The sequence below is a fragment of the Nonomuraea sp. NPDC048826 genome, from assembly GCF_043198225.1.
Classification (GTDB): domain Bacteria; phylum Actinomycetota; class Actinomycetes; order Streptosporangiales; family Streptosporangiaceae; genus Nonomuraea.
The window spans coordinates 552,104-573,054 of record NZ_JBICUQ010000008.1 but is presented as its reverse complement, the minus strand read 5'-3'; the positions used below and the strand labels follow the sequence as shown (position 1 = coordinate 573,054).

Here is a 20,951-nt window from a genome sequence, read left to right as displayed (position 1 = left end):
CCGTTGGGATTTCGCCGTTTGCTACGGGGACCCCGGTGACGGCTGCGGTAATCCGTAGGCTTTCGCGTACGCCGCGAGATCGGAAATGCTCAGCCGGCGGCCGGGGTCGGCGTGAATGGCCTCCACCTCGGCACGGATGGGATCGGTGGGACGGTCGAGTCGACCACAGGGCCACGCTGAACTGCGACTGGTCCCCCGCCGGCGCAGGAACATCACCATGTACCTCGCCACGGTGAGCGCCAGGTCGATGCCCGCGGTCACGCCCGCCGACGACCACACCTTGCCGTCCCTGATGTAGATCGGATCCTTGTCCACGCGTACGTCGGGATGGTCCTGGGCCGGCTGCGCCGCCTGCGTCCGATGCGTGGTGACGCGCCGCCCGGACGCCAACCCCCGCCGCGGCCAGCGGCGACGATGCACCCGTCAAGGGTGCGAGGAGAAACTCCAGGGCGTCAAGGACATATACCCCTCGTTTCACGCCATGCGACACCAGGGTCAGGAAATGAAGGCGGTCTCAAAAAGGCAGTGATATGAGACTTCCCATCGAGACTTCCGATGGCCATGTGCACAAATCTTCATGCGACTTCAAATGGCGCCTTCGCCGCCGGCATTCGCGAGGACAATCACCTCTCATGTGTCGTGCTCGCCACCGTCGTAGCGGGCTCGGGCGGCGTGCACTTCCTCGATGTGGCTTTCCGCCCACGCCTTGATGGCCCGCTGAACGGGCAGGAGGGTATGCCCCAGGCCGGTGAGGTCGTAGTCGACCCGCGGAGGTGACGAGGCGCTGACCGTACGAGTGATCAGTCCTTCTCGTTGCAACTTGCGCAGCGTCTGCGTGAGCATTTTCTGAGTCGCGCCCGCGACGATCCGGCTGAGCTCGCTGTGCCGCAGCGGGCCGTCGGCGAGCGCGCTCAGCACCAGGGTGACCCATTTGTCGCTCAGTGTCGCCAGAATTTCGTGGCCGGGGCATTCGGCGAGGTTGGCGTTGTACGCGCGACGCGCGACATCGCGTCTTTCTGCGGCGCTCATCGTCGACATGGTTCCTCCTGCGTACCGTAGGCACTTTCAGGTGCCGTCTTCCGGTGGCACGCGCGTCTTTCTACTGTCAGTCGCATGCGTTCCGTCGTCGTTCGCCGCTTCGGCGGCCCAGAAACACTCGAAATCATCGACACCCCGACACCCGAGCCCGGCCACGGCCAGGTATTGGTGAAAGTCAAGGGTGCCTCGCTCAACCCGATCGACCTGTCCGCCCGCGCCGGACGCCTTACCCAAGCCGGCCTTGTCGCCCCTGCCGCCCAGCTTAGCCTGGGGTGGGATGTCGCGGGATCTGTGGAGGCGCTGGGCCCGGGAGCCGAACGCTTTCAGCTCGGTGATCCCGTCGTCGGCCTGAGAGATCTGCTCTTCGCGGGCGGAACGCACGCTGACTATGTCGTGCTCGACGAATCGGCTTTGGCGCCGGCTCCCCGCTCGGTGTCTCTCACGAAGGCGGCGACCCTCCCCCTGAACGCTCTGACGGCCGATCGGGCGCTTGATCTCACCGGCCTCCGTCGAGGTGAGAAGCTTCTGATCACAGGAGCATCGGGAGGCGTCGGCGGGTTCGTGATCGAGCTGGCCGCCCTTCGAGGGCTGCGTACCATCGCCCTGGCGCGACCCGATGACGCTGAACGCGTACGCGCGCTGGGCGCGGACGAGGTGATCACCTCCGCGGACGACCTGGGGCCGGCGGTGCGGTCCATCGTCCCCGGAGGGGTGGACGCCGTGATCGACGCGGCTGTCCTCGGCATCACCGCGCACCAGGCCCTGCGCGGGGAGGGCACGTTCGTCGCCCTGGTCGCCCCCTTCGCGCCGCCGTCCATTCGAGGCACGCGCGTCGTCGTCCAGGAGGTCTTCGCCGACGGCCGTCGCCTGACCGAGCTGTCCGCTCTCGTCGACGCCGGAGTGCTCACGCTGCATGTCGCGCAGACGCTCCCGCTGGAAGACGCGCAGAGCGCCCACGCCTTGCTGGAAAAGGGCGGACTACGCGGCCGGGTGGTCCTGACCCCCTGAACCGGCAGCCAGATACAGGCGATCAAGCTCCCTCAGGTCCGCGCCGGGCCTCGGCGATACTGGGAGCGTGGAGTACGTGTCCAGAGTGCCGCGGCCGCCGCTGGACGGGCTGATCGACGACCTTTACTACCTGGAGGGCGCGCCGCCGTACGCCCGGCTGACGCTGCCGCCGATGCCGGCGGCGTTGCTCATCGTCAACCTCGGGGCGCCGTTTCGCATCCGCGCCGGCACCGACCTGGAGACGGCCGAGTACGCCGACGGCTGCGTGGTCACAATGCCCACCCGCGCCTTCGAGTTCGGATATCCGCCGGAGACCCGGTCCGTCGGCGTGCACTTCAAGCCGTGGGGGCCGGCGCCGTTCCTGCCGATGCCCGCGACCGAGCTGTGCGACCGGCCGGTGACGGTGGAGCAGGTGTGGGGCCGGCCCGCCGTCGCCGAGCTGCGGGACAGGCTGGCCACGGCGGCCGGGCCGTACGAGATGCTGACGCTGCTCGAGGAGGAGCTGATGCGGCGGCTGCGCGAGACCGCCGGTCTGGAGCTGGTCCGCCGTACGAGCAGCGTCATCGCGGCGGCCGGCGGGGCGGTGGCGATCGGCGACCTGTGCGCGGCAGCCGGTGTCAGCAGCACTCATCTGGCACAGCGGTTCAAGGAGATCATCGGCGTCACGCCGAAACGGCTGGCCCGCACCCACCGCTTCACCGCCACCGTGTTCGCGATCGACCCCGCCGGACCCATCGACTGGAGCAGCCTCGCCGATGGCGCGGGCTACTTCGACCAGGCCCACTTCGGCCACGAGTTCCGGGCGTTCACCGGGCTCACGCCGACCCGGTACGTCGAGGTCCGGCGGCGGTTCCTGCGCGAACATCCCGGCCACGCGTTCGAGGGCTGGCCGCTGCCGGCCGATTGAATTCTTACAAGAGCGGCAAGCTCGCGACACGCTAATTTGAGGGCCCCAGAGCAGAGGAGGGTCCCGTGGGCAAGGTCGTCATGTACAGCTCGGTGTCGGTGGACGGCTTCATCGCGGACGAGAGTGATCAGCCCGGACCGCTGTTCGACTGGCTGACCAGCGGTGACGTCCCGTTGGACGAGAGCGGCGTGGTGAAGGTGTCGCAGACCTCCTACGACTACACCCGGGCGTACTGGGACCAGATCGGAGTCACGATCGCCGGCCGCCACGTCTTCGACCTGACGGACGGCTGGGACGGCAAGCCGCCGGGCGGCATCGACCACGTGGTCGTCGTGACGCACCGGCCACCGCCCGAGGGCTGGGACCCCGACGCGCCGTTCCACTTCGTCGACGGCGTCGAGGCGGCCATGGCCAAGGCGCGGGAGCTGGCGGGCGACCGCTTGATCGAGGTCGCCGCCGGCGACGTCGGTGGCCAGGCGCTGGCCGCGGGCCTGGTCGACGAGGTGCGCATGGACGTCGTGCCCGTCGTGTTCGGGTCCGGCAAGCGCTTCTTCGGATCGGTCGACGCGCAGCACCTGCTGGAGGACCCTGACGTGGTGATTCAGGCCAACCGCGTGCTTCACCTGCGCTACCCGGTGCGCCGCTGACCGATCCGAGCTTAGGCCGTCGCGGTTCAGCCGATGGGAGCCGTCATGATGTCCTGGATCTGCTCCGGTGTCAGGGCGGCGTCGTAGGTGCGGACCTCGTCGATGACCATGCCGTCCAAGGTGCCGAGGGGATGGCTCTGCCCGATGACCAGCTCACCCGGATTCTCGGAGAGTCCGTACGTGTTCTCGACGCCACGGACAGATTGACCGTTCACGTAGAGGCGGATCTCCCTGCCGTCGTAGGTGGCGGTCAGATGGGTCCACGTGTCCACCGGCAGGACCTGCGGCCCGACGGCGACCTGCCCACTGCCCAACGAGGCGGACGGCGCGTCATCGGGCCAGTCGCTGACGTGCATCGTGAACCCGCTGCGTGACAGGGCCTGCAGGTAGCGGGCGTTCGTCTTCGGCTTCACCCAGGCCGACAAGGTGACCTTCCCCTGCGCGTCCAGGTCGGGCACGATGGCGGTCGCGGCGTGACCGAAGGCCAGTGCCTTCCCGTACTTCCCGCTCACCCAGGACGGATGGGTGGCCGTGCCGGTGTGGCCCCGGCCGGATGAGTCGCCCAGTGTCGTGCCGGTGCCCTCGTTCAGCCCGTAGGCGCCCGTCAGCGTCGTCCCGAGGTCGGGCGGCGCTTCGATCAGGGCGGAGACGACGGGGGACCGTGTGCTGACGTTCCCGGTGGTGTCCACCGCCAGCGTCGCGTAGTAATAGGTGGCGCGAGCGGGCACATGGTCGATGAGCTCCGTCGTCGTCCCCGCGACGCGGGCGACGAGCGTCGCCGCGGACGGAGTGAAGGCGGACGTCCTCGACCGGTGCAGCTGGACCTCGGCGACGCCGCGGTCGTCATGGGCGCCGCTCAGCCGTACTTCGGCCCAGCCGTCGTGGGGGGACACCGTCACTCTTGGCGCCGTCGGCGGGCAGTCCGGGTTGGAGACCCTTCCTCCGGCCGTCTCCGATGGCGGGCTGGGCTGGCGCAGAGTGTCCAGGGCCACGACCCGGTACTGGTGGATCGAGTTGCGGGGGACGCAGCCCGGGTTCCAGGTCAGCCCGGTCACCGTGGCGACCAGGCTGTACGCGTCCACAGGGTCCCCGGCGGAGCCGACCTCGTGGATCTCGTAGGCCGAGATGCCGTGATCGTCCCCGGCCGCCGGCCAGGACAGCTGGATCGTGCCTGTGCTGAGGTCGGCCGAGACCACGGGAGCCGCGGGCCGCTCGTCCGCGACGACCGCCTTCAGCATGTCCTGCTGGAGCTCCTCGTCGCTCAGGGCTCGCTGGTAGACGCGTACCTCGTCGACGATCGCGTCAGGACAGGATTGGCCGATCTTCAGCGGGCCGGAGTCGTAGTCGACGGCCCCGGTCACCGGGAGCGGCGCACCGGCCCAGTGGAGGCCGTCGAGCACGTAGCGCAGCGTGCTCCCGTCGTACACGAGCGCCAGGTGAACCCACTCCCCCCAGAACTCGCCGATCGACCCGCCGTGGTGGTCCCGGCCGCCCGCCCTGACGCCCCAGGTCCCTCCCATCCAGTAGGAGTCGTCCTTGCCCAGGAGGATCGGGCAGTAGCCGTCGGCCTTGATCCAGGCCTCCACGGTCAGCCCGCCGGACGTGCGCAGGCTCGGCGCGTCCGGCACCGTCAGGATCTGGTCCAGCTGCCCGACGCGCAGCCCTTTGCCGTACTTGCCGTCCACCCACCGCGGGTTCGCGACGGTCCCGTCATTGCCGTTGCCGGAGAGATCGTGAACGGTGGTCCCCGATCCTTCTTCCATGCCGTAGGCGGCCACCAGATCCGCGTCCCCCGACGCTGCTGTGGGCGCCAGAAGCGCTGCTCCTACGCATAACCCCGTGATGACGCGCCATAAACCATGCACTGCGCTTTCTCCCCGTCCATCTCAAAGGGGCCCCTGGGACAGACGATAGCCACCGAAAAAGTGGTACGAGCGATGTCCTGAAAGAAAGTCAGCCCGGCTGTTCCGCACACCGATTGCTGTCCGGGCCGGCCCGCAGCGCACAGTTCACGTTTCGGCGGGAGGAACCGGGCGAAGGCCTGCCGCGCGCATGTGGGCTTTCGGGACGCTGCCGACCGGCGCCGGCGTCTACGGCGACCTGCGCGGCGTCTGGCACACGATGCCGTTCGCACTGCCCGTCGGAATGCGGGTTGACCCGTGGCCCGGCCCAGGCCGGCTGCCACCCACCGTCCTTGCACGAATAGAAGGGCGGGGGATCACTGAGCGAGGCCGCCGCCTCGGTGGTCTGCGCTTGGACCACCGGCCAGGCCCGGTCTTTCGTGAGAGCGCACAGACTTTCCGTCAGAGCGCACAGTCGTGCCCCACCGACGGAAGAGCCATATTTCGCCGGAAATCGGGGTGAAACTATCTGACGGGTCCGGACATGTACGGGGTGTCGGACCTGTCGGATGAGAGAAGGCAGCGTGACCCGCCATGACCGCAAGCAGCGCTTCGAGGTGATGTACGTTGCCAACTACGCTGACATCCTTGCCTATGTCCGGCGGCGTACCGACTCCCATGAGGACGCGGCCGATGCCCTCGCTGAGACGTTCGCCACGGCCTGGCGCCGGCTGGACGACATACCCGAGGGGCGGGACGCACGCCTGTGGCTGTTCGGTGTGGCCCGCCGGGTGCTGGCCAACGGCCGCCGCGCCGAGTCGCGCCGCGGCGAGCTGGTGGAGCGGCTCGGGCACCAGCTCGCCATGTGGGCGGAGCACACCGAGGCCGGCGAGGGCCTGACGAGCCTTCAGGAGGCGTTCGCGCGGCTGACCTCCGCCGACCGGGAGATCCTCGCGCTGGCCGGCTGGGAGGGCCTGAGCGCCGACGAGATCGCCACCGTCCTGGGGTGTTCGCGGGCCAACGCCCGGCTGCGACTGCATCGGGCCCGTAAACGGCTGGCCAGGCAGCTGAACGCGGCCGGCGTCGACCTGGCCCGCATCGGCCTGCGCGCCGTCGCGATGACGAAGGGGGCTGTGTGATGCACGAGATCGACCGCCTGGTTGCCGGCATCGCGCCCGATCCCGGTCCCGGCATGACGCCGATCGCCAGGGAACTGCTCGAGGAGATCACCTCCGTCCCCGTCCCGGCCCCCGCCCGCCGCCGCAGGTGGTTGGCCCTGCCGCGGCCGCGCAGGTGGGCGGCCGTGCCGGTGCTGGCCACGCTGGCGGCCCTGCTGTCCTTCGGCGTCGCTCAGGCGCCCGCCTCCGCCGCGCTCGACATCGAACTGGTGGACGACCACTACGTGATCACGGTCAAGGACCTGCTGGCCGAGCCGGAGGTGTACCAGCGGGAGCTGCGGGCCAGGGGCCTGGACATCACACTCCGCCTGGCGCCGACCTCAGCGAGCATGACAGGCCAGATATTCGTGATCAACGACGTGGAACGGTTGCGAGCCGGGCATCCCGTGCCCGCTGACGGCCCGATCAGCACGATCGACGCCCCGGGCTCGTGCGAGCGGCCCGTCGGCTGCGCCGTCGGCATCAAAGTGCCGGTCGACTTCGGCAAGAAGGCCTCGGTCACTCTCGGCCGGCGGGCCCTGCCTGGTGAGAAGTACCTCATGCCGCCCGGCATCGCCATGCCCGGCGAGCCTCTGCACTGCGAGGACTACGTCAACAAGAGCGTCGCGGAGATCTCGGCGCTGCTGCGCGAGCGCGGCGTCACACCGTCGTACATCCAGCATGGCAAGCACGCAGCTCCCTCCGCTCCCGGCGGCTGGTACGTCCAGGACGGCGTCATGACCGCCGACGGCCAGGCCCTCCTGCTGGTCGGCGCCGAACCCACTGCCCAGCCCAGCCCGGCGCCGCCCGGCTGCTGATCCCGGCCTGGTACCGAGAGCTTCCACCATCCGCCCTGCGCCGGCCTCGGCATGCGCGGGCCTTGTCATGCCCCCACGATCGGATTTCGCGTGCTCACCGACACCCGCGTGACGCTGCCCGCGCGGCGCCGCCTCGCCGTTCTCGCCGACCACCGCCTCTTCGCCGTGCTGCTGCTCCTGGCCGCCGCACTGCGGGTGGTGACGATGCTCGGCTATCGCCCGGCCACGCTCTACTGGTACGACTCCTTCACCTACCTCGACACCGCCGTGCACCCGGCTCCGTCGGCGACCTTTCACCCGATCGGCTATCCGCTGCTGCTGCGGGCGCTGCTGCCGTTCCACAGCGTGGACCTGGTGGCGGCCGTCCAGCACGTCATCGGGCTGAGCACCGGCATGCTGCTCTACGCGGTGCTGCGCCGCAGGTCGGCGCCCGGCTGGGTGGCTGCGTCGGCGACGGTGCCGCTGCTGTTCGACGCCTCCTTCCTGCGGCTGGAGCATGCCGTCCTGTCGGACACGCAGTTCATCTTCCTGGTCGTGGCCGGGCTGGCCGTGCTGATGTGGTCGCCGCGGTTGTCCGTCCCCGCCGCCGCCGGGGCCGGCCTGTTGTTCGCCGCGGCCGCGCTGACCAGGACGATCGCGCTGCCGCTGCTCCTGCTGGTCGTGCTCGTGCTGGCCGGGCGACGCGTGGGGTGGCGGCCACTGGCCGCGCTGGTCCTGGCGGGTGTCCTGCCCCTGACGGGTTACGCCGCCTGGTACGCCCAGCACCACGGCCGTTTCGCCATCAGCGGCGCCGACGGGGTCGCCCTGTGGGCGCGCACGATGACATTCGCCGACTGCGCCCGCATCCAGCCGCCGCCCGATCTGGCTCCCCTGTGCCCCAACGGGACGAGGGTGGACGCGGCCTCCGAGTACGTGTGGGCCCCGGGGGCGTCGCTCAACCGGCTGCCCGGCGGCCGCTTCAGGCACAACGACCTGGCCCGCTCGTTCGCCATCGGCGCGATCCTCGCCCAGCCGCTGGACTACCTGGGCGACGTCGTACGCGACACCGCCATCGCCTTCTCCTGGACGCCGATCCCGCACCCCGACCGCACCACCCCGGCGTTCGGCTTCAGGAGCGGGCACGGGGAATTGCCCGACCAACCGCTGATCGACAAGGTCAAGCGGGAGTACGACCCGGACATCCGCGGCCAGTCGTCGGTGTCGCCGTACGCGGATTTCCTCATCGGGTATCAGTACGCCGCTTACCTGCGCGGCCCGGTCCTGGGCCTGATCCTCCTGGCGGGCGCGGTCGCCGCGGTACGACGGCCCGGCGTGGCGCTGCTGCCGTGGGCGGTGGCGATGGGCCTGCTGGTCGGCCCGGTCGCGGTCCTGGACTTCGACCACCGGTACGTGCTGCCCGTCGTTCCCGTCGCCTGCCTGGCCGCCGCTCTCGCCTTCCGATCGGCGAAGGCCGGCCGGTCGCCGGCAGTACAGTGATCACGATGACAGCCCTGCGGCGAGCCACCCACCGTGACGTCTCCACGGCCATGGCCCGCTACGACGACCGGCGACTGGCCGAGTTGCTGGAGCGCGAGGCCGTGCCGCTCGGCGCCGGCATCGGCGGGACGTCCGCGCGGCTGGAGGTCGGCGGCACCCCGGTCTTCGTCAAACGGGTGCCCCTCACCGAGCCCGAACTACGCCACCCGCACGCGACGGCCAACCTGTTCGGGCTGCCGCCTTCCTGCCAGTACGGCATCGGCTCGCCCGGTTTCGGCGCCTGGCGCGAACTGGCCGCGCACACGATGACCACCGAGTGGGTCCTGACCGGCCGGTTCCCTGGCTTCCCGCTGCTGTATCACTGGCGGGTGCTGCCCAGCCCAGAGCCCGTCCCGCTGTACGGAGAGCTCGCCGACATCGATCGGGCGGTCACCTTCTGGGAGGGCTCGCCAGGGGTGCGCCGCCGTCTCGAAGCGCTGGCGGCGGCTCCAGCGACCCTGACGCTCTTCTTGGAGCACTTTCCCCACAGCCTGCACCAGTGGCTGGATGAGCGGGTGCGCGCGGGCGACGCCGACCGCGCCTGCGCCCTGGCGGACCAGGGGCTGCGGGAGGCCGTGTCCTCCATGAACGCGGGCGGCCTGCTGCACTTCGACGCGCATTTCGACAACATCCTCACCGACGGGCGCCGCTTCTATCCGACCGACTTCGGGCAGGCCGTGTCGGCCCGGTTCGACCTGTCGGAGGAGGAGCGGGCCTTCTACCGCGGACACCTCACCTTCGACCGCACCTACACGCTGACGTACCTGGTGAACTGGCTGGCCGGCGCCTTCCACGGCGCCGACTGGCCGGGCCGGCGCGAACTGGTGCGGCGGTGGGCGGAGGGCGAGCCGCCGGCCGGTGTGCCCGGTGGGGTCGCTGCCCTGCTCACGCGGAACAGCCCCCTGGCCACCGTGCTGAACGACTTCTACCACCGGCTGCAGAGTGAGAGCAGGAAGACGCCGTACCCGCTGGAAAAGATCCGCCAGGTCGCCGGGCGGCGCGCCCTGCCGCTCGAGTAGGTCCTGGCTCATGTGAACCGACCTTCAGGCGCCGCGGGGGCCATGGAGATGGCCCAGAAGGCGGCGTAGCGTCCGCCGTGGCTGAGCAGTTCGTCGTGGGTGCCTTGTTCCACCACCCGGCCGTTGTCCAGGAAGGCGATGTGGTCGGCGTCGCGTACGGTGCGCAGGCGGTGTGCCACCATCACCACCGTGCGGCCCGCCATCAGTCGTTCGATGGCCTGGTGGACGGCGGCTTCGTTGATCGGGTCGAGGGCGGAGGTGACCTCGTCCAGCAGCACGATGGGGGCGTCCTTGAGCAGGGCGCGGGCGATGGAGACGCGCTGGCGTTCGCCGCCGGACAGCAGGGCGCCGCCCTCGCCGACGGGTGTGGCCCAGCCGTCCGGGAGGCGTTCGATCACCTCGTCCAGGCGGGCGGCGGTCGCCGCCGCGCGGACCTCGGCTTCGGTGGCGTCGGCGCGGCCGAGCCGGATGTTGTCCTCGATGGTGCCGTCGAACAGGTAGACGTCCTGGAAGACGATGGCGATCCTGGCCATGAGCGCCTGGGTGTCGATGGCGCGGACGTCCGTGCCTCCGATGCGGATGGCGCCGGTGTCCACGTCGTGGAAGCGGGCCAGGAGCTGCAGCAGGGTGCTCTTGCCCGCGCCCGAGGGGCCGACGACGGCCAGGCGCCCGCCTTCGGGGAGGGTCAGGGAGAGGTCGTCGATCACCGTGCGGTCGCCGTGGCGGAAGGTCACGGAGTCGAACTCCAGGTCGTGCCGGGCCGGTTCGATGGGCTCGGCGGGTTCGGGGAGCGGCGGGGTGCGCAGGACCGCGTCGAGTTTGGCCAGCTCGGCCCGGGCGCTGCGGATCTGGCCGCCGATGTCGCCGAGGGAGAGGAGGGGGTCGGCGCAGCGGGTGGCCAGGACCAGGATGGCGAGCACCTCGGCCGGGCCGATGGCGCCGCCCAGCGCCAGGTACGTGCCGAGGACCAGCAGCGCGGTGAAGATCGCCTGCACGGTGAGGGACAGGCCGAGGATGCCGGGCAGCGCCGACAGCATGGAGCGCCGGGAGGCTCGCTGGATCTCGCGCAGCGAGTCGTCGAGCAGGCCGAAGCGCTCGGCGGTACGGCCGCCTGCCCGCAGCACCGGCTGGGCCTGCAGGTATTCGATGACCCGGCCGGCGGCCTGCTGGTCACGGTGGTGGCGTTCGGCGTCGGCGGCGGCCGTGGCGCGGCCCGTCCAGAGCTGGATCCCGGCCACGACGGGCGCGGCGAGCAACGCGGCCAGCCCCAGTTGCCAGTTGAAGGCGAGCATCACCGCGACGATGGTCAACGGAGTCACGGCGGCGGATACGTACGGTGCCAGCACGTGCGCGAGCACGCTCATCGCCTGGAGCACGCCCCTGCTGGCCAGGAGCGACACCTCCCCCACCCGGCCGGGGCCGTACCAGCCGATGGGCAGGCGGGCCAGGTGGTCGCCGAGCCGCCGGTACGTGCCGCGCAGCAACGTGGTCCCGACGCGGAACCCGGACAGGTCGCTCATGTAGCGGAGCGCGGCGTAGACCGCGACGGCCGCGCCGAACGCGATCAGCCAGGGACGGGCGGCGGCGGCGTCACCGTCGAACAGGGCCCGCAGCATGGGGACCAGCAGGGCGTACGACAGGCCCTCGACGACCGCGGTCGCCGTCATCAGGGCCACGGTGCGGCGCACCGGTCCCGCGTACTGGTGTCCCAGGACGCGCAGCAGCATGCGGATCATCGGGGCTCGTCTCCTCGGTGGGATCGCCAGAACGCGGCGAACCTGCCGTCCTGGCTCAGCAGTTCGGCGGGGGTGCCGCGCTCGACGATGGCTCCGTCGTCCAGCAGCACGACGGTGTCGGCGTCGGCGATCGTCTCCAGGCGGTGGGCGATGACCACGATGACGCGATCGCCTCGCAACGTGGCGAGCGCGTGCCGTACCGCCTGCTCGGTCTGCGGGTCGGCGAACGCGGTCGCCTCGTCCAGCACCAGGACGGGGGTGTCGGCGAGCAGCGCGCGGGCGATGGCGACGCGTTGCGCCTCACCCCGCGACAGCCCGGTCTCCTCCTCGAGCACCGTGTCGTAGCCGCGCGGCAGCTCCAGGATCCGGTCGTGGATGTTGGCCAGCTTGGCGGCCCTGACCACCTCGTCCCGGTCGGCCCGCGGGACCGCCAGCGCGATGTTGTCGGCGACGGAGGCGCGCAGCAGGCGGATGTCCTGGAAGACGAACGAGACCGTCCGGTAGAGCCGGCCGCTGCCCAGCTCGCGCAGGTCGACGCCGCCCAGGGTGATCGAGCCGCTGGTGGGGTCGAAGAACCGGGGCAGCAGCTGGACCAGCGTGGATTTGCCGCTGCCCGAGGGGCCGACGATCGCGGTGATCGTGCCGGGTTCGAGTGCCAGGTCGATGCCGCGCAGGACCGTGCGGCCGGCGTCGTAGCCGAAGTGCACGTCCCGCAGCTCCACCCGGTGCCCGCGCGCCGCGACCGGGCGGCCGGGCTCGGGCAGCGGCCGCACCGCCAGCACCTCCTTGATCCGGCCGACCGCGCGCCCCGCCGCCTGCATGTCGTCGAACCCGTGCCCCAGCGCCGCCATCGGAGCGGTCAATCCCAGGCCCAGCAGCAGGAACGGCAGCAGGTCGGCCGGCGCCAGGCTGCCGCCCGCGATCAGCACGGTGCCGCCGGCCAGGATGACCAGCAACACGAACGGTGGCGCCAGCGCCGTCTGCATCCCGGCGGCGATCGGCGCCAGCCCGCGCGCCCACCGCAGGAACGTGTCGGCGAACGCGTCCGTGGCCGTGAGGAACCTCCGGTGCGTACGGTCGGCCCCGCCGAACGCCTTGACCACCGCGATGCCCTGCACGAACTCCACGGCCGCGTCGGCGATCCGCCCCATGGCCGCGTCGAACGCGCGCTGCTCCCCCTGCCGCGCCGGGGTCATCATCAACGGGACCAGCGCCACCGCCAGCAGCACCGGGATCAGCGTGATCAGCGTGAGCCGCCAGTCCACCGTGAACAGGTAGACCAGCGACACCAGCGGCACCACGAACGCCGAGACGAGCTCGCCGGGCGTGTGCGCGATGAACGGGTGCACGGCGCTCACGTCGTCGCCCACCACCTTGGCCAGCTCACCCGTCCTGCGCCGGGAGAACCACCCGATCGGGACGCGGCCCAGGTGCTCGGCCAGCCGCCGCCGGAACGCGAGCTGCACCCGGCCGTCGAGCAGGTGCCCGATCCCCGAGGACGCGGCGGTGAACAGCAGCCGGACCAGCAGGCCGGCCACGCCGGCGAGCACCACGAACCAGACGTGGGCGCGATCGACCGGGCCGGGCGTCAGTAAGGCGCGCCCCAGCTCGGCCACCGCGAGCAGCGGCGCCAGGCCGGCCACGGCGCCGATCACCCGCAGGATCACCAGGACGGCGAACCCGCCGGCGTGCGGGCGTACCAGGCCGGCGACGGTACCGGAGTTCGGCCGGGTGTCACTCACCGAGGGCCTCCTTGAGGAAGGCGAGGATCTCCGCCCGGGCGGGCTCCGCCTGGGGCGCCACGCCCGGCATGCTCAGGAACGCGTGCCCGGCCTCCGGGTACTCGCTGAGCCGCGCGGGCGTCCCGGCCGCCTGGAGCCGCTCGGCGTAGCGGCGGCCGTGGTCGGCGATCGGGTCGGCGGTCGGCACCACCACGAGCGCCGGGGCCAGCCCGTTCAGGTCGTCGGCGTACAGCGGAGACAGCGCGCGGGCGTCGGCGCCCTCGGGGACGGCCAGCCGCTGGAAGAACCGCAGCTGCGGCAGGGACAGGGTGGGCGTGTCCGCGTACCGGGTCGCCGAGTCGTACGTGCAGGCCGTCGAGGTCACGTCGGCCGCCGGGTTGACCAGCACCTGGGCCCGCAGTCCCAGGCCGGCCCGCCTGGCCCTGACGGCCGCCAGCGCGCTGATCAGCCCGCCGCAGCTCTCGCCGAAGAGGGCGACGCGGTCCGGGTCGACGTCCCATGTCCCGGCGTGTTCGACCACGTGCCGGAGCACGTCCCAGCCGTCGTCGACGGCGGCGGACAGCGGCGTCTCCCCGTCGAGGAGGCGGTGCTCGACCGAGACGACGACCGCCGGCAGGTGGGCGGCGAGGTGGCTGTTGACCCAGTCGCTCTGCGCGGCCGTGCCGACGAAGGCGCCGCCGTGCACGTGGATCACGAGGGGCAGGGCGCCCGCGGCCGAGGGCCGGTGGACCCGGACGGGGAGCTCGCGGCCGGGCAGCGCCACCTGCTGCCAGCCGATCGTGGCGCCGGGGTCCGGCTCTCCGGTGATCACCCGTGCCGCCGTGGACGCCCGGACACGGTTCTCGGCGTCGCGGTAGGCGATCAGCTCCTCTGCCGTCACCGTGGACCAGTTCGGCTCCGCCGGCCGCCGCATCGTGGTGATGTCGTTCATGGTCTTCTCCCGAGGTTTCGCTACCTCTAGTTTCGAAACCCACGGTAGCGCAATTCGGTATCGTGTGAGCATGACGTCGAGCACACCCGGCCGACCCCCGGGCCGACCCCCCGGCCGCCCGCCCGGCCGACCGCGTTCCGGCATCAACGACGCGGTCTTCGCCGCGACGCTGAGCACGGTCCATGAGCTGGGCTACGCGCGTGCCACGGTGGAGCGCATCGCCGCCGCGGCCGGCATCGCCAAGACGACGATCTACCGTCGCTGGCCGACGAAGGGGGCGCTGATCGTGGACTGCCTGCTCGACGCGTTCGGCCCGGTGCCCCTGGAAGGCGGCAGCCGGGCCGAGATCATGTCCACGGCCATCCGCTGGATCGCGGGCAAGATCGGCGAGCCGGGGGTGGGCGACGCGTTCGCGGGCGTGTTCAGCGACGGCGTCAGCGATCCCGAGCTGCGCGAGATCCTCTCCACGCGGCTGCAGGACCCCTACCGGCTCGCGCTCCAGGACGCGCTCGGCGAGCCGGAGCACCGGATCCTGTTCTTCATCGACGTCGTCGTCGGGACGCTGCTCCACCGCATGGGCATGACCGGCGAGCCGATGGCCGACGACGACGTCGACGCGCTGGTGGAGATGGTCCTGCCGTTCTTGCGCTGAGAACGTGCGGTCAGCGGGGCGGACGGCTGGGCTCGGTGGACGCGGTCCAGCTGCTGAGGAGTCTGAGGCGGTCCTCCAAGGGGCTGCCCGGCTCGGCCGCGTAGATGATCAGGTCGTGGACGGCCCGTTGGGGCAGGGGCAGGACGCGGCGGACTGGCCGGCCACCGAGTCGGTTGTGGCCCGCACCCTGGAGCGTTTCGGCGCCCTAGACGCGGCCGTGGCCAACGCCGGATTCATGTCCGGTGACTCCATCGTGGCCGGTGACCCGGCGTCGTGGGCGCTGATGGTTCTCACCAACGTCCTCGGCCCCGCCCTGCTGGCCCATGCCGCCCTGCCCCATCTTGAGGCGACGGGCGGACGGCTCGTGCTCATCAGCAGCGTCGCCGGGCTGAAGAACTCCCCCGCCAACCTCTACTCGGCCACCAAGTGGGCCACCACCGTGACCAGGCCCGGCTGTGACGTCGATCGCAGCTCGCCCGGCGTCCGTCATGAGGCCGCGCTGACTTCCCGGATGCCGGCCGGTCATGGCGCGCTCAGGTGGCATCCTGCTGTTCCAGCCACTTCACGATCGTTTGGTTCGTCTCTTCCGGCTTCTCTTGCTGGATCCAGTGACCGCAATCAAGGCTGACCACCTCCACGTCGGGCACGAACTCCGCCAGATTCTCACTCCGTGCGATCACATCCCTGTCGCCGTAGATCATGAGTGCGGGCTGTCGGATGATCGGGTCCACGTCCGCCAGCAGGTGCCAGTTGCGGTCGAGGTTCCGGTACCAGTTGATACCGCCCGTGAATCCCGATGATTCGAAGGCGGAGACGAGGACGGCCAGTTCGCTGTCGCTCATGAGGGGCTCGCCGAGTGGTGTTTCCGCTCGGGCGAGATCGATCAGCGCCATTCCCGGCCGAGGCTCTCCGGGGGGCTCGTTCTTCCGGTACAGGTTGCGGAGGAACTGGAAGGTGTGGGCTTCGAACACGGCGTCCGCGACGCCCGGCTGCCGATTGAAGTGAACGAAGTAGAAATCGCCACCGAGCATGTCTTCCATGAACTCGATCCAGGGCTTCTCCCCACGCTCCTGGTAGGGCAGGCTCAGGTTGATCACCTTGTTCACCCGTTCGGGGTGCAACAGGGTCAGTCCCCAGACGACGAACGCCCCCCAGTCATGGCCGACGAAGGTGGCGTCTTCGTACCCATAGTGGTCGAGGAGCGCCACGAGGTCGCCTGACAGGTGTTCGATGTCGTAGTCCGTCACTTCCGTCGGACGGGACGAGTTGCCGTAACCCCGCTGGTTCGGTGCGATGACGTGGTAGCCGGCCGCGGCGAGGGCGGGCATCTGGTGGCGCCATGAGAAGGCGTGCTCCGGCCACCCGTGGCAGAGCACGATGGGTCTTCCCGCATTCTCTCTGCCCGCTTCGAAGACTTCGAGCTCCACACCGTTGACCGGAACAAGGGTGGGCTCGGGAAAATCTGCTGGATTGAGCATCGCGTTTCTCTCTGTCTTTCGGAAGGCTCCGGCGCGCCCCTGATGGGCTGAGGAGTGTTCGCTTGAGGTCAGGCCGCCATCCTGCCAACCGAAACCGGTCACCTCATGACCGGTTTTGTGTGGAAGTGTTGTCGGCGTGCGAACCGACCGGCTGGTGGCCATCCTCCTTCTGCTGCAACGGCGCGAGCAGGTGACAGCAGCCGAGGTCGCCCAGGAGTTGGAGGTCTCCGAGCGCACCGCCCGCCGCGACCTCGACGCCCTGGCCATGGCCGGGGTGCCCGTGTACTCCATGCGGGGCCGGAGCGGCGGCTGGCGCCTCGTGGGCGGCGCCCGCACCGACCTGTCCGGGTTGACCGCGAGCGAGGCCCGCGCCCTGTTCCTGGTTGCCGGCCAGGCCCCGGTTGCGACGCCGGCCTTGAAAGCGGCGCTGCGCAAGCTCGTCCACGCCCTGCCGGAGCCCTTCCGGGTGCAGGCCGAGGCGGCGGCGGCAGCGTTGGTCATGGACCCGCAACGATGGGGGTCGAGCCGGGTCGAGCACCGGCCGCCCCACCTCCTCGACGAACTCCAGGACGCGGTGATCCGCGGCGTCCAGGTGCGGCTCGGCTACGTCGACCGCGAAGGCGCCGAGACCGAGAGAACCGTCCACCCGCTGGGCATCGTCGCCAAAGGGCCGACGTGGTACCTCGTCACCAACACTGACGCCGGTCGACGGACGTTCCGGATCGACCGCGTGTCATCGGTCGAGCCGACCGGCGATCCCGTGCACCGCCCCGAGGGGTTCGACCTCGCCGAGAGCTGGAGGGAGATCGCCGACGAAGTCGACCGGAGGCGAACACCCCTCGAAGTCCAGGCCGTGTGCACGGCCGAAGGGGTCGGCAAGCTCCGCATGACGCTGGGGGACCGGCTTGAGGTCGGAGATTCAACGATCGACGGCCGCATCGAGGTCGTGATCCGCGGCTACAACGAGTACGCGCTCGCGGGCGAACTCGCCGGCTTCGTCGAATGGCTCGAAGTGACCGGCCCACCTGGTGTGCGGGACCACCTCACCTTGATCGGCAACGCGCTCATCGAGCGATACGGCTGAGACGGCCCCGCGCACGCCGAGCTGGTCCTCCAGCCGAGTGCCCCCGGCCGACCCAGGTCAGGGACCGAACACCTGCTGGGCGAAGAGTTGCAGCACGGTGCCGAGAACCGCGCCCACCGCCAGGAAGATCACTTGGGAGCGACGTGAGCGCCGCTCGATGGCGTCCACGATCGGCTCGGCGCGGGCCGCGACCAGCCGTTCCACCGCCTCCAGCGCCGCCCGCTGATCATCCGCGTACGTGCGGCTCTGCTCAGCATGGCGCCGGTTCTCCTCCGCCTCACGGGCAAGCTCCTGCGCCGCGTGCGCCCGTGCCGTCATCTCCGCCTGGAGGAGGGCGAACGTGGCGGCGGATTCGGACAGCTGTCGCGCCATCGTGGTGAACTTCTCCTCCAGGTCGTCGGCCGCGTGCAGCCTCGTCGGGGGTGGCGCGGTCCGCTCGTTGCGGGTCTGTACGCGGAAGACGGCGAAGGTGATGAGGGCTGCCACGCAGACGGCGAGAAAGGACAGGAACGTGTCCTTGGCCCCTCCTCCCCCGTCGCCGAACACTTCGTCGGGGACTATGCCCACGACTCCCCCGACCAGCGCGACCGCCGCTGCCGCGTATGCCTCGGGGTTGCGCCGGGGCCGGGCGAGAAACGCGTCAGCCTGGACGAGACATCGCGGCACGGCGAGAGCCGCGACGACGAAGACCAGGAACTCGGCAGCACGGTTCAGGCGTATCCGCGTGGGATCGTAGGCGACGTCGACGAGGTAACTCACGGCGAACGCCAGAACGACCACGACGCACACGATGAATGCCGGCCAGTGACGCCTCATGACGGCGGCGAGTCTGCTCACGGCCGTTCATCGCGCTCGACGTGGCCTTCGTTGCGCCAGGGCTTCAGCGCCAGGCCCTGATCTCCCTGGCCGGCTCCGCGAGGGATGCGACCGGGTGCTCGATCTCCGTCCATGGCGGCGTGAGGTCGGTGGGGCCGAAGCGCGGCAGCACGTGGAGGTGGAAGTGGAGGACGCTCTGCCAGGCCGTCTCGCCGCTGGCGTGCCAGAGGTTCACGCCGGGAGCCCCCAGCGCGCCGGTGAGTCGCCGGGAGACCTCGACGGCGGCGCGCATGACGTGCGCCGCCGTTTCGGTGCCGGCGACGATGCGACAGAAGACGCAATCGATGACCGGCATGATCACAGGTCAGTCGTTCGCCGGGGGGATCTTCGGTTCTTCGTCGGTCCAGCCGGAGTCCACCACGGCGCTCCAGCCGGCCGGCCGGAGGTCCGCGCAGTTCTGCCCGCCGGCGGACTTGCCGACGGACAGCAGGCGTCCGGTGTTCTCGTCGAACAGGACCTGCGACTCGGTGCCGTACGTGTGATCGCAGCTTCGCAGCGCGACCCCGACCGCGTCGCGACCCAGCGGGTCGCGCACGTCGCCGAGGGAGCGCACCTCGGGCAGGTCGGCCATCAGCCGGAACAGCCCGGCCCTGACCTCGGCCGGGACGGGCAGTTCGAGCAGCAGTTCGGCCGCCTGCGCGAAAAGGGTCTCCTGCCTTCTCCGGTCACTCATCGCGCCCGGGCCCTGCCACTGGATCAGCACCTTCCGCAGGGCCTCGGGGTCGGCGGGCAGGTTCTCGATCTCGGCGACGGAGACCGCCTTGCCGTTGACGTTGGGCCAGCTCGATCCCGGCTCGGCGAAGGCGTTCAGCCGTCCGGCGTAGGGCGTCTCGCCTGTCTCGTGGCGCACTGCCCGATTGCCCCGGGCGCAGGAGAAATGGGCCTGGTCGGAGCTGAAAGTCACGTCCTCGGGGGGTTGCGCCCCCTTGACGGCCGCCACCTGGGTCCAGGAGTGCACGATCCACCAGCTCGGGTCCTCGGGTGATCGCGCCACCCAGGTCTCGTCCCGGCACAGGCCCTGCGTCCGCCTTTCGCCGATCAGCAGCCCGCCCGAGTTGACGCCCTTGGTGTGCCAGTACCGGCCCGTACCGGCCGGCGCCTTCATGGTGTGCTCGGCGGCGGCGAGCAGCAGGCCGCGTGCGGCGGGATCGGCGGACGGGTCACCGGCGTCGGTGAGAACGAGGGCCGAGGCCAGCGCGAGCCCCGCCGCGGCCACGCCCACCGCCCAGCCCCGGCTGACCCGCCGCCGGCGGGGCGGTGCCGGAACCTCGGGCGGCCGGGTGGCCGCGCGGGCGATGATCCGGTCGAGTCGCGCCGCGTCGTCCACCGGGTCGAGCGTGGCGGGACGAGCGTCGGCGAGCACCTTCATCACGTCGGTCTTCTTCATCGGAAGGACTCCTTCACGGATGCCAGCGATGTGGAGGGCAAGGCGACCGCGCCTGGCTCCGTGGCCATCACGCGCTCCAGCCTGCGCCGGGCCCGGTGCAACCGGACGAAGAACGTGGCGGTCGAACACCCGACGACCTTCGCCGCGTCCGCGGCCCGCAGGCCGTGCCAGGCGACCAGCGTGAGCAGTTCGCGGTCTTCGTCGGAGAGCGTGGCGAGCGCCCGCAGGACGGCGATCCGCTCGGTCACCGATTCCGCGATGTCGCCCGTCGTCACCTCCTCGGCCGTGGCCCACGCCGTCAGGTCGCTCTCCAGCGACTGGCGTCGCGCTTCCGCCCGGTACGACTCGCGCAGGATGTTGCGCGCGACGCCGAGCAGCCACGGGAGCGCCTCGGCCGGCACATCGCCGATCCGCCGCCACGCCACGCCGAAGGTCTCACTCGCCACCTCCTCCGCCACCTGCCGTCCAGCACGGCTGACCGCGTACGCGTACACGGTCGAATAGCAAGAGCTGTACAGGGCGGTGAACCGGTCCTGAGGATCAGGTTCGGTCATGCGTCCCTCGCTTCCTTTCATGCGCCATCACCAAGGAAGTGAGCGGACGGCTCCGGTTCTTACACCCGAGGGGGATCGATCATCCAGGCCACCGACTGGATCCAGGTCGGAACGGCCAGTACGCGCCGGTTGTTCTCGGGGTGGACTGCGGATCCAGTTTCGCGAAGATCTCCGCGATATGGCTTTCGGTCGTCTCGACGCCGAGGTGCAGCTGCCGGCTGATCGCCTCCTTGAGCAGGTAGCCGACCCCGTGCGCCCGCAGCTGGGCGGCGCCCGTCAGGCCCTCGTCGGTGAAGGTCGGCGGCATGCGGATGTCGAGGACGACCGCGTCAGGCGCCTGGCCGCGCATCAGGGCCGTCAGTTCGGCGACGTCCCCGGCCTGCCCGGTGACCTCGACGCCGGCGGCTTCGAGCAGGAGCGCCACCCCGCGCCGGAACAGCGCGGAGTCGTCGCACCCACCTTGTGGACCCCGGCCCGGGGACGGGTGGCGCTCAAGGCCGGCCTGCGGGCGCGTGGCCACACCAACCCCCTGGTCGCGTTCCTGGTTCCACGGGCTCTGCA

Annotated in this window: 22 protein-coding genes; 10 read left to right on the top strand and 12 right to left on the bottom strand. The window is 70.8% G+C overall.

The features are described 5' to 3' along the window. Window positions 1-21 precede the first annotated feature (21 nt). Window positions 22-315, bottom strand: a complete 294-nt coding sequence (locus tag ACGFI7_RS30465) for a hypothetical protein (protein ID WP_393410510.1) — start codon at window positions 313-315, stop codon at window positions 22-24. 315 nt (window positions 316-630) lie between these two features. Then, complete coding sequence (locus tag ACGFI7_RS30460; RefSeq protein WP_393410509.1) at window positions 631-1,038, bottom strand: winged helix-turn-helix transcriptional regulator; 408 nt, start codon at window positions 1,036-1,038, stop codon at window positions 631-633. 75 nt (window positions 1,039-1,113) lie between these two features. On the opposite strand from ACGFI7_RS30460, the gene ACGFI7_RS30455 reads away from it, so the two are divergent. The 3 genes from ACGFI7_RS30455 to ACGFI7_RS30445 all read left to right on the top strand — a co-directional run bounded on the left by ACGFI7_RS30455 (window position 1,114) and on the right by ACGFI7_RS30445 (window position 3,600). Then, window positions 1,114-2,046 (top strand): NADP-dependent oxidoreductase, encoded by a 933-nt coding sequence (locus ACGFI7_RS30455; protein WP_393410507.1) that lies wholly within the window; start codon window positions 1,114-1,116, stop codon window positions 2,044-2,046. A gap of 76 nt (window positions 2,047-2,122) precedes the next feature. Then, a complete protein-coding gene (locus tag ACGFI7_RS30450) occupies window positions 2,123-2,953 on the top strand; it encodes an AraC family transcriptional regulator (RefSeq protein WP_393410505.1) in 831 nt (276 codons plus the stop codon). Between the two features lie 65 nt (window positions 2,954-3,018). Then, window positions 3,019-3,600 (top strand): dihydrofolate reductase family protein, encoded by a 582-nt coding sequence (locus ACGFI7_RS30445; RefSeq protein WP_393410503.1) that lies wholly within the window; start codon window positions 3,019-3,021, stop codon window positions 3,598-3,600. Window positions 3,601-3,626: 26 nt separating this feature from the next. Here the strand turns inward: ACGFI7_RS30445 and ACGFI7_RS30440 are convergent, their stop codons facing one another. Next, window positions 3,627-5,363 (bottom strand): LamG-like jellyroll fold domain-containing protein, encoded by a 1,737-nt coding sequence (locus ACGFI7_RS30440; protein WP_393410501.1) that lies wholly within the window; start codon window positions 5,361-5,363, stop codon window positions 3,627-3,629. 662 nt (window positions 5,364-6,025) lie between these two features. Between ACGFI7_RS30440 and ACGFI7_RS30435 the strand changes: the two genes are divergently transcribed. From ACGFI7_RS30435 to ACGFI7_RS30420, 4 genes are all read left to right on the top strand, one after another. Then, window positions 6,026-6,580, top strand: coding sequence for an RNA polymerase sigma factor (locus ACGFI7_RS30435; RefSeq protein ID WP_393410499.1), 555 nt, complete (start codon window positions 6,026-6,028; stop codon window positions 6,578-6,580). Further along, window positions 6,580-7,416 (top strand): hypothetical protein, encoded by an 837-nt coding sequence (locus ACGFI7_RS30430; RefSeq protein ID WP_393410497.1) that lies wholly within the window; start codon window positions 6,580-6,582, stop codon window positions 7,414-7,416. Before ACGFI7_RS30435 ends, ACGFI7_RS30430 begins: the two co-directional genes overlap by 1 nt. A gap of 90 nt (window positions 7,417-7,506) precedes the next feature. Next, window positions 7,507-8,892 carry a hypothetical protein gene (locus ACGFI7_RS30425; RefSeq protein WP_393410495.1) on the top strand — a complete coding sequence of 462 codons (1,386 nt, stop codon included), beginning with the start codon at window positions 7,507-7,509 and terminating at the stop codon, window positions 8,890-8,892. Window positions 8,893-8,897: 5 nt separating this feature from the next. Next, on the top strand, window positions 8,898-9,950 hold the full coding sequence (locus ACGFI7_RS30420; protein ID WP_393410492.1) for a protein kinase family protein: 1,053 nt from the start codon (window positions 8,898-8,900) through the stop codon (window positions 9,948-9,950). 8 nt (window positions 9,951-9,958) lie between these two features. Here ACGFI7_RS30420 and ACGFI7_RS30415 read toward each other — a convergent pair whose 3' ends face one another. From ACGFI7_RS30415 to ACGFI7_RS30405, 3 genes are read right to left on the bottom strand one after another with little or no spacing between them, the layout of a single operon-like run. Beyond that, entirely contained in the window at window positions 9,959-11,686 is a 1,728-nt protein-coding gene (locus ACGFI7_RS30415) for an ABC transporter ATP-binding protein (protein WP_393410489.1), read from the bottom strand. Beyond that, window positions 11,683-13,428 (bottom strand): ABC transporter ATP-binding protein, encoded by a 1,746-nt coding sequence (locus ACGFI7_RS30410; RefSeq protein WP_393410486.1) that lies wholly within the window; start codon window positions 13,426-13,428, stop codon window positions 11,683-11,685. The genes ACGFI7_RS30415 and ACGFI7_RS30410 overlap by 4 nt, the downstream gene beginning before the upstream one ends. After that, window positions 13,421-14,359: an alpha/beta hydrolase gene (locus ACGFI7_RS30405; RefSeq protein WP_393410483.1), complete on the bottom strand. Its 939-nt coding sequence runs from the start codon at window positions 14,357-14,359 to the stop codon at window positions 13,421-13,423. Before ACGFI7_RS30405 ends, ACGFI7_RS30410 begins: the two co-directional genes overlap by 8 nt. A gap of 70 nt (window positions 14,360-14,429) precedes the next feature. On the opposite strand from ACGFI7_RS30405, the gene ACGFI7_RS30400 reads away from it, so the two are divergent. Both ACGFI7_RS30400 and ACGFI7_RS30395 read left to right on the top strand, forming a co-directional pair. Continuing rightward, window positions 14,430-15,011: a TetR/AcrR family transcriptional regulator gene (locus ACGFI7_RS30400; RefSeq protein WP_393410481.1), complete on the top strand. Its 582-nt coding sequence runs from the start codon at window positions 14,430-14,432 to the stop codon at window positions 15,009-15,011. A gap of 115 nt (window positions 15,012-15,126) precedes the next feature. Next, entirely contained in the window at window positions 15,127-15,639 is a 513-nt protein-coding gene (locus ACGFI7_RS30395; protein WP_393410479.1) for an SDR family oxidoreductase, read from the top strand. Here ACGFI7_RS30395 and ACGFI7_RS30390 read toward each other — a convergent pair. Next, the gene (locus ACGFI7_RS30390; RefSeq protein ID WP_393410477.1) at window positions 15,545-16,651 is read right to left on the bottom strand and encodes an alpha/beta fold hydrolase; all 1,107 of its coding nucleotides are present in this window, start codon (window positions 16,649-16,651) and stop codon (window positions 15,545-15,547) included. The genes ACGFI7_RS30395 and ACGFI7_RS30390 overlap by 95 nt on opposite strands. On the opposite strand from ACGFI7_RS30390, the gene ACGFI7_RS30385 reads away from it, so the two are divergent. After that, on the top strand, window positions 16,626-17,573 hold the full coding sequence (locus tag ACGFI7_RS30385) for a helix-turn-helix transcriptional regulator (RefSeq protein ID WP_393410475.1): 948 nt from the start codon (window positions 16,626-16,628) through the stop codon (window positions 17,571-17,573). The two genes, ACGFI7_RS30390 and ACGFI7_RS30385, sit on opposite strands and share 26 nt — an antisense overlap. 57 nt (window positions 17,574-17,630) lie before the next feature. Here ACGFI7_RS30385 and ACGFI7_RS30380 read toward each other — a convergent pair whose 3' ends face one another. The 5 genes from ACGFI7_RS30380 to ACGFI7_RS30360 all read right to left on the bottom strand — a co-directional run bounded on the left by ACGFI7_RS30380 (window position 17,631) and on the right by ACGFI7_RS30360 (window position 20,910). Next, entirely contained in the window at window positions 17,631-18,353 is a 723-nt protein-coding gene (locus ACGFI7_RS30380; RefSeq protein ID WP_393410473.1) for a hypothetical protein, read from the bottom strand. Window positions 18,354-18,453: 100 nt separating this feature from the next. Beyond that, the gene (locus tag ACGFI7_RS30375) at window positions 18,454-18,744 is read right to left on the bottom strand and encodes an HIT family protein (protein ID WP_393410470.1); all 291 of its coding nucleotides are present in this window, start codon (window positions 18,742-18,744) and stop codon (window positions 18,454-18,456) included. A gap of 9 nt (window positions 18,745-18,753) precedes the next feature. Further along, on the bottom strand, window positions 18,754-19,836 hold the full coding sequence (locus ACGFI7_RS30370) for a CU044_5270 family protein (protein WP_393410468.1): 1,083 nt from the start codon (window positions 19,834-19,836) through the stop codon (window positions 18,754-18,756). Further along, window positions 19,833-20,390 carry an RNA polymerase sigma factor gene (locus ACGFI7_RS30365; protein WP_393410465.1) on the bottom strand — a complete coding sequence of 186 codons (558 nt, stop codon included), beginning with the start codon at window positions 20,388-20,390 and terminating at the stop codon, window positions 19,833-19,835. Before ACGFI7_RS30365 ends, ACGFI7_RS30370 begins: the two co-directional genes overlap by 4 nt. 79 nt (window positions 20,391-20,469) lie before the next feature. After that, on the bottom strand, window positions 20,470-20,910 hold the full coding sequence (locus ACGFI7_RS30360; RefSeq protein ID WP_393410462.1) for a response regulator transcription factor: 441 nt from the start codon (window positions 20,908-20,910) through the stop codon (window positions 20,470-20,472). Window positions 20,911-20,951 lie beyond the last annotated feature (41 nt).

Excerpts from the sequence above, each read along its gene's own strand:
- ACGFI7_RS30440 (WP_393410501.1), bottom strand. The coding sequence starts at position 5,363 with ATGGAAGAAGGATCGGGGACCACCGTTCACGATCTCTCCGGCAACGGC.
- ACGFI7_RS30415 (WP_393410489.1), bottom strand. The coding sequence starts at position 11,686 with ATGATCCGCATGCTGCTGCGCGTCCTGGGACACCAGTACGCGGGACCG.
- ACGFI7_RS30390 (WP_393410477.1), bottom strand. The coding sequence starts at position 16,651 with ATGGCCACCAGCCGGTCGGTTCGCACGCCGACAACACTTCCACACAAA.
- ACGFI7_RS30365 (WP_393410465.1), bottom strand. The coding sequence starts at position 20,390 with ATGACCGAACCTGATCCTCAGGACCGGTTCACCGCCCTGTACAGCTCT.
- ACGFI7_RS30455 (WP_393410507.1), top strand. The coding sequence starts at position 1,114 with ATGCGTTCCGTCGTCGTTCGCCGCTTCGGCGGCCCAGAAACACTCGAA.
- ACGFI7_RS30420 (WP_393410492.1), top strand. The coding sequence starts at position 8,898 with ATGACAGCCCTGCGGCGAGCCACCCACCGTGACGTCTCCACGGCCATG.
- ACGFI7_RS30375 (WP_393410470.1), bottom strand. The coding sequence starts at position 18,744 with ATGCCGGTCATCGATTGCGTCTTCTGTCGCATCGTCGCCGGCACCGAA.
- ACGFI7_RS30400 (WP_393410481.1), top strand. The coding sequence starts at position 14,430 with ATGACGTCGAGCACACCCGGCCGACCCCCGGGCCGACCCCCCGGCCGC.
- ACGFI7_RS30405 (WP_393410483.1), bottom strand. The coding sequence starts at position 14,359 with ATGAACGACATCACCACGATGCGGCGGCCGGCGGAGCCGAACTGGTCC.
- ACGFI7_RS30370 (WP_393410468.1), bottom strand. The coding sequence starts at position 19,836 with ATGAAGAAGACCGACGTGATGAAGGTGCTCGCCGACGCTCGTCCCGCC.
- ACGFI7_RS30460 (WP_393410509.1), bottom strand. The coding sequence starts at position 1,038 with ATGTCGACGATGAGCGCCGCAGAAAGACGCGATGTCGCGCGTCGCGCG.
- ACGFI7_RS30430 (WP_393410497.1), top strand. The coding sequence starts at position 6,580 with ATGCACGAGATCGACCGCCTGGTTGCCGGCATCGCGCCCGATCCCGGT.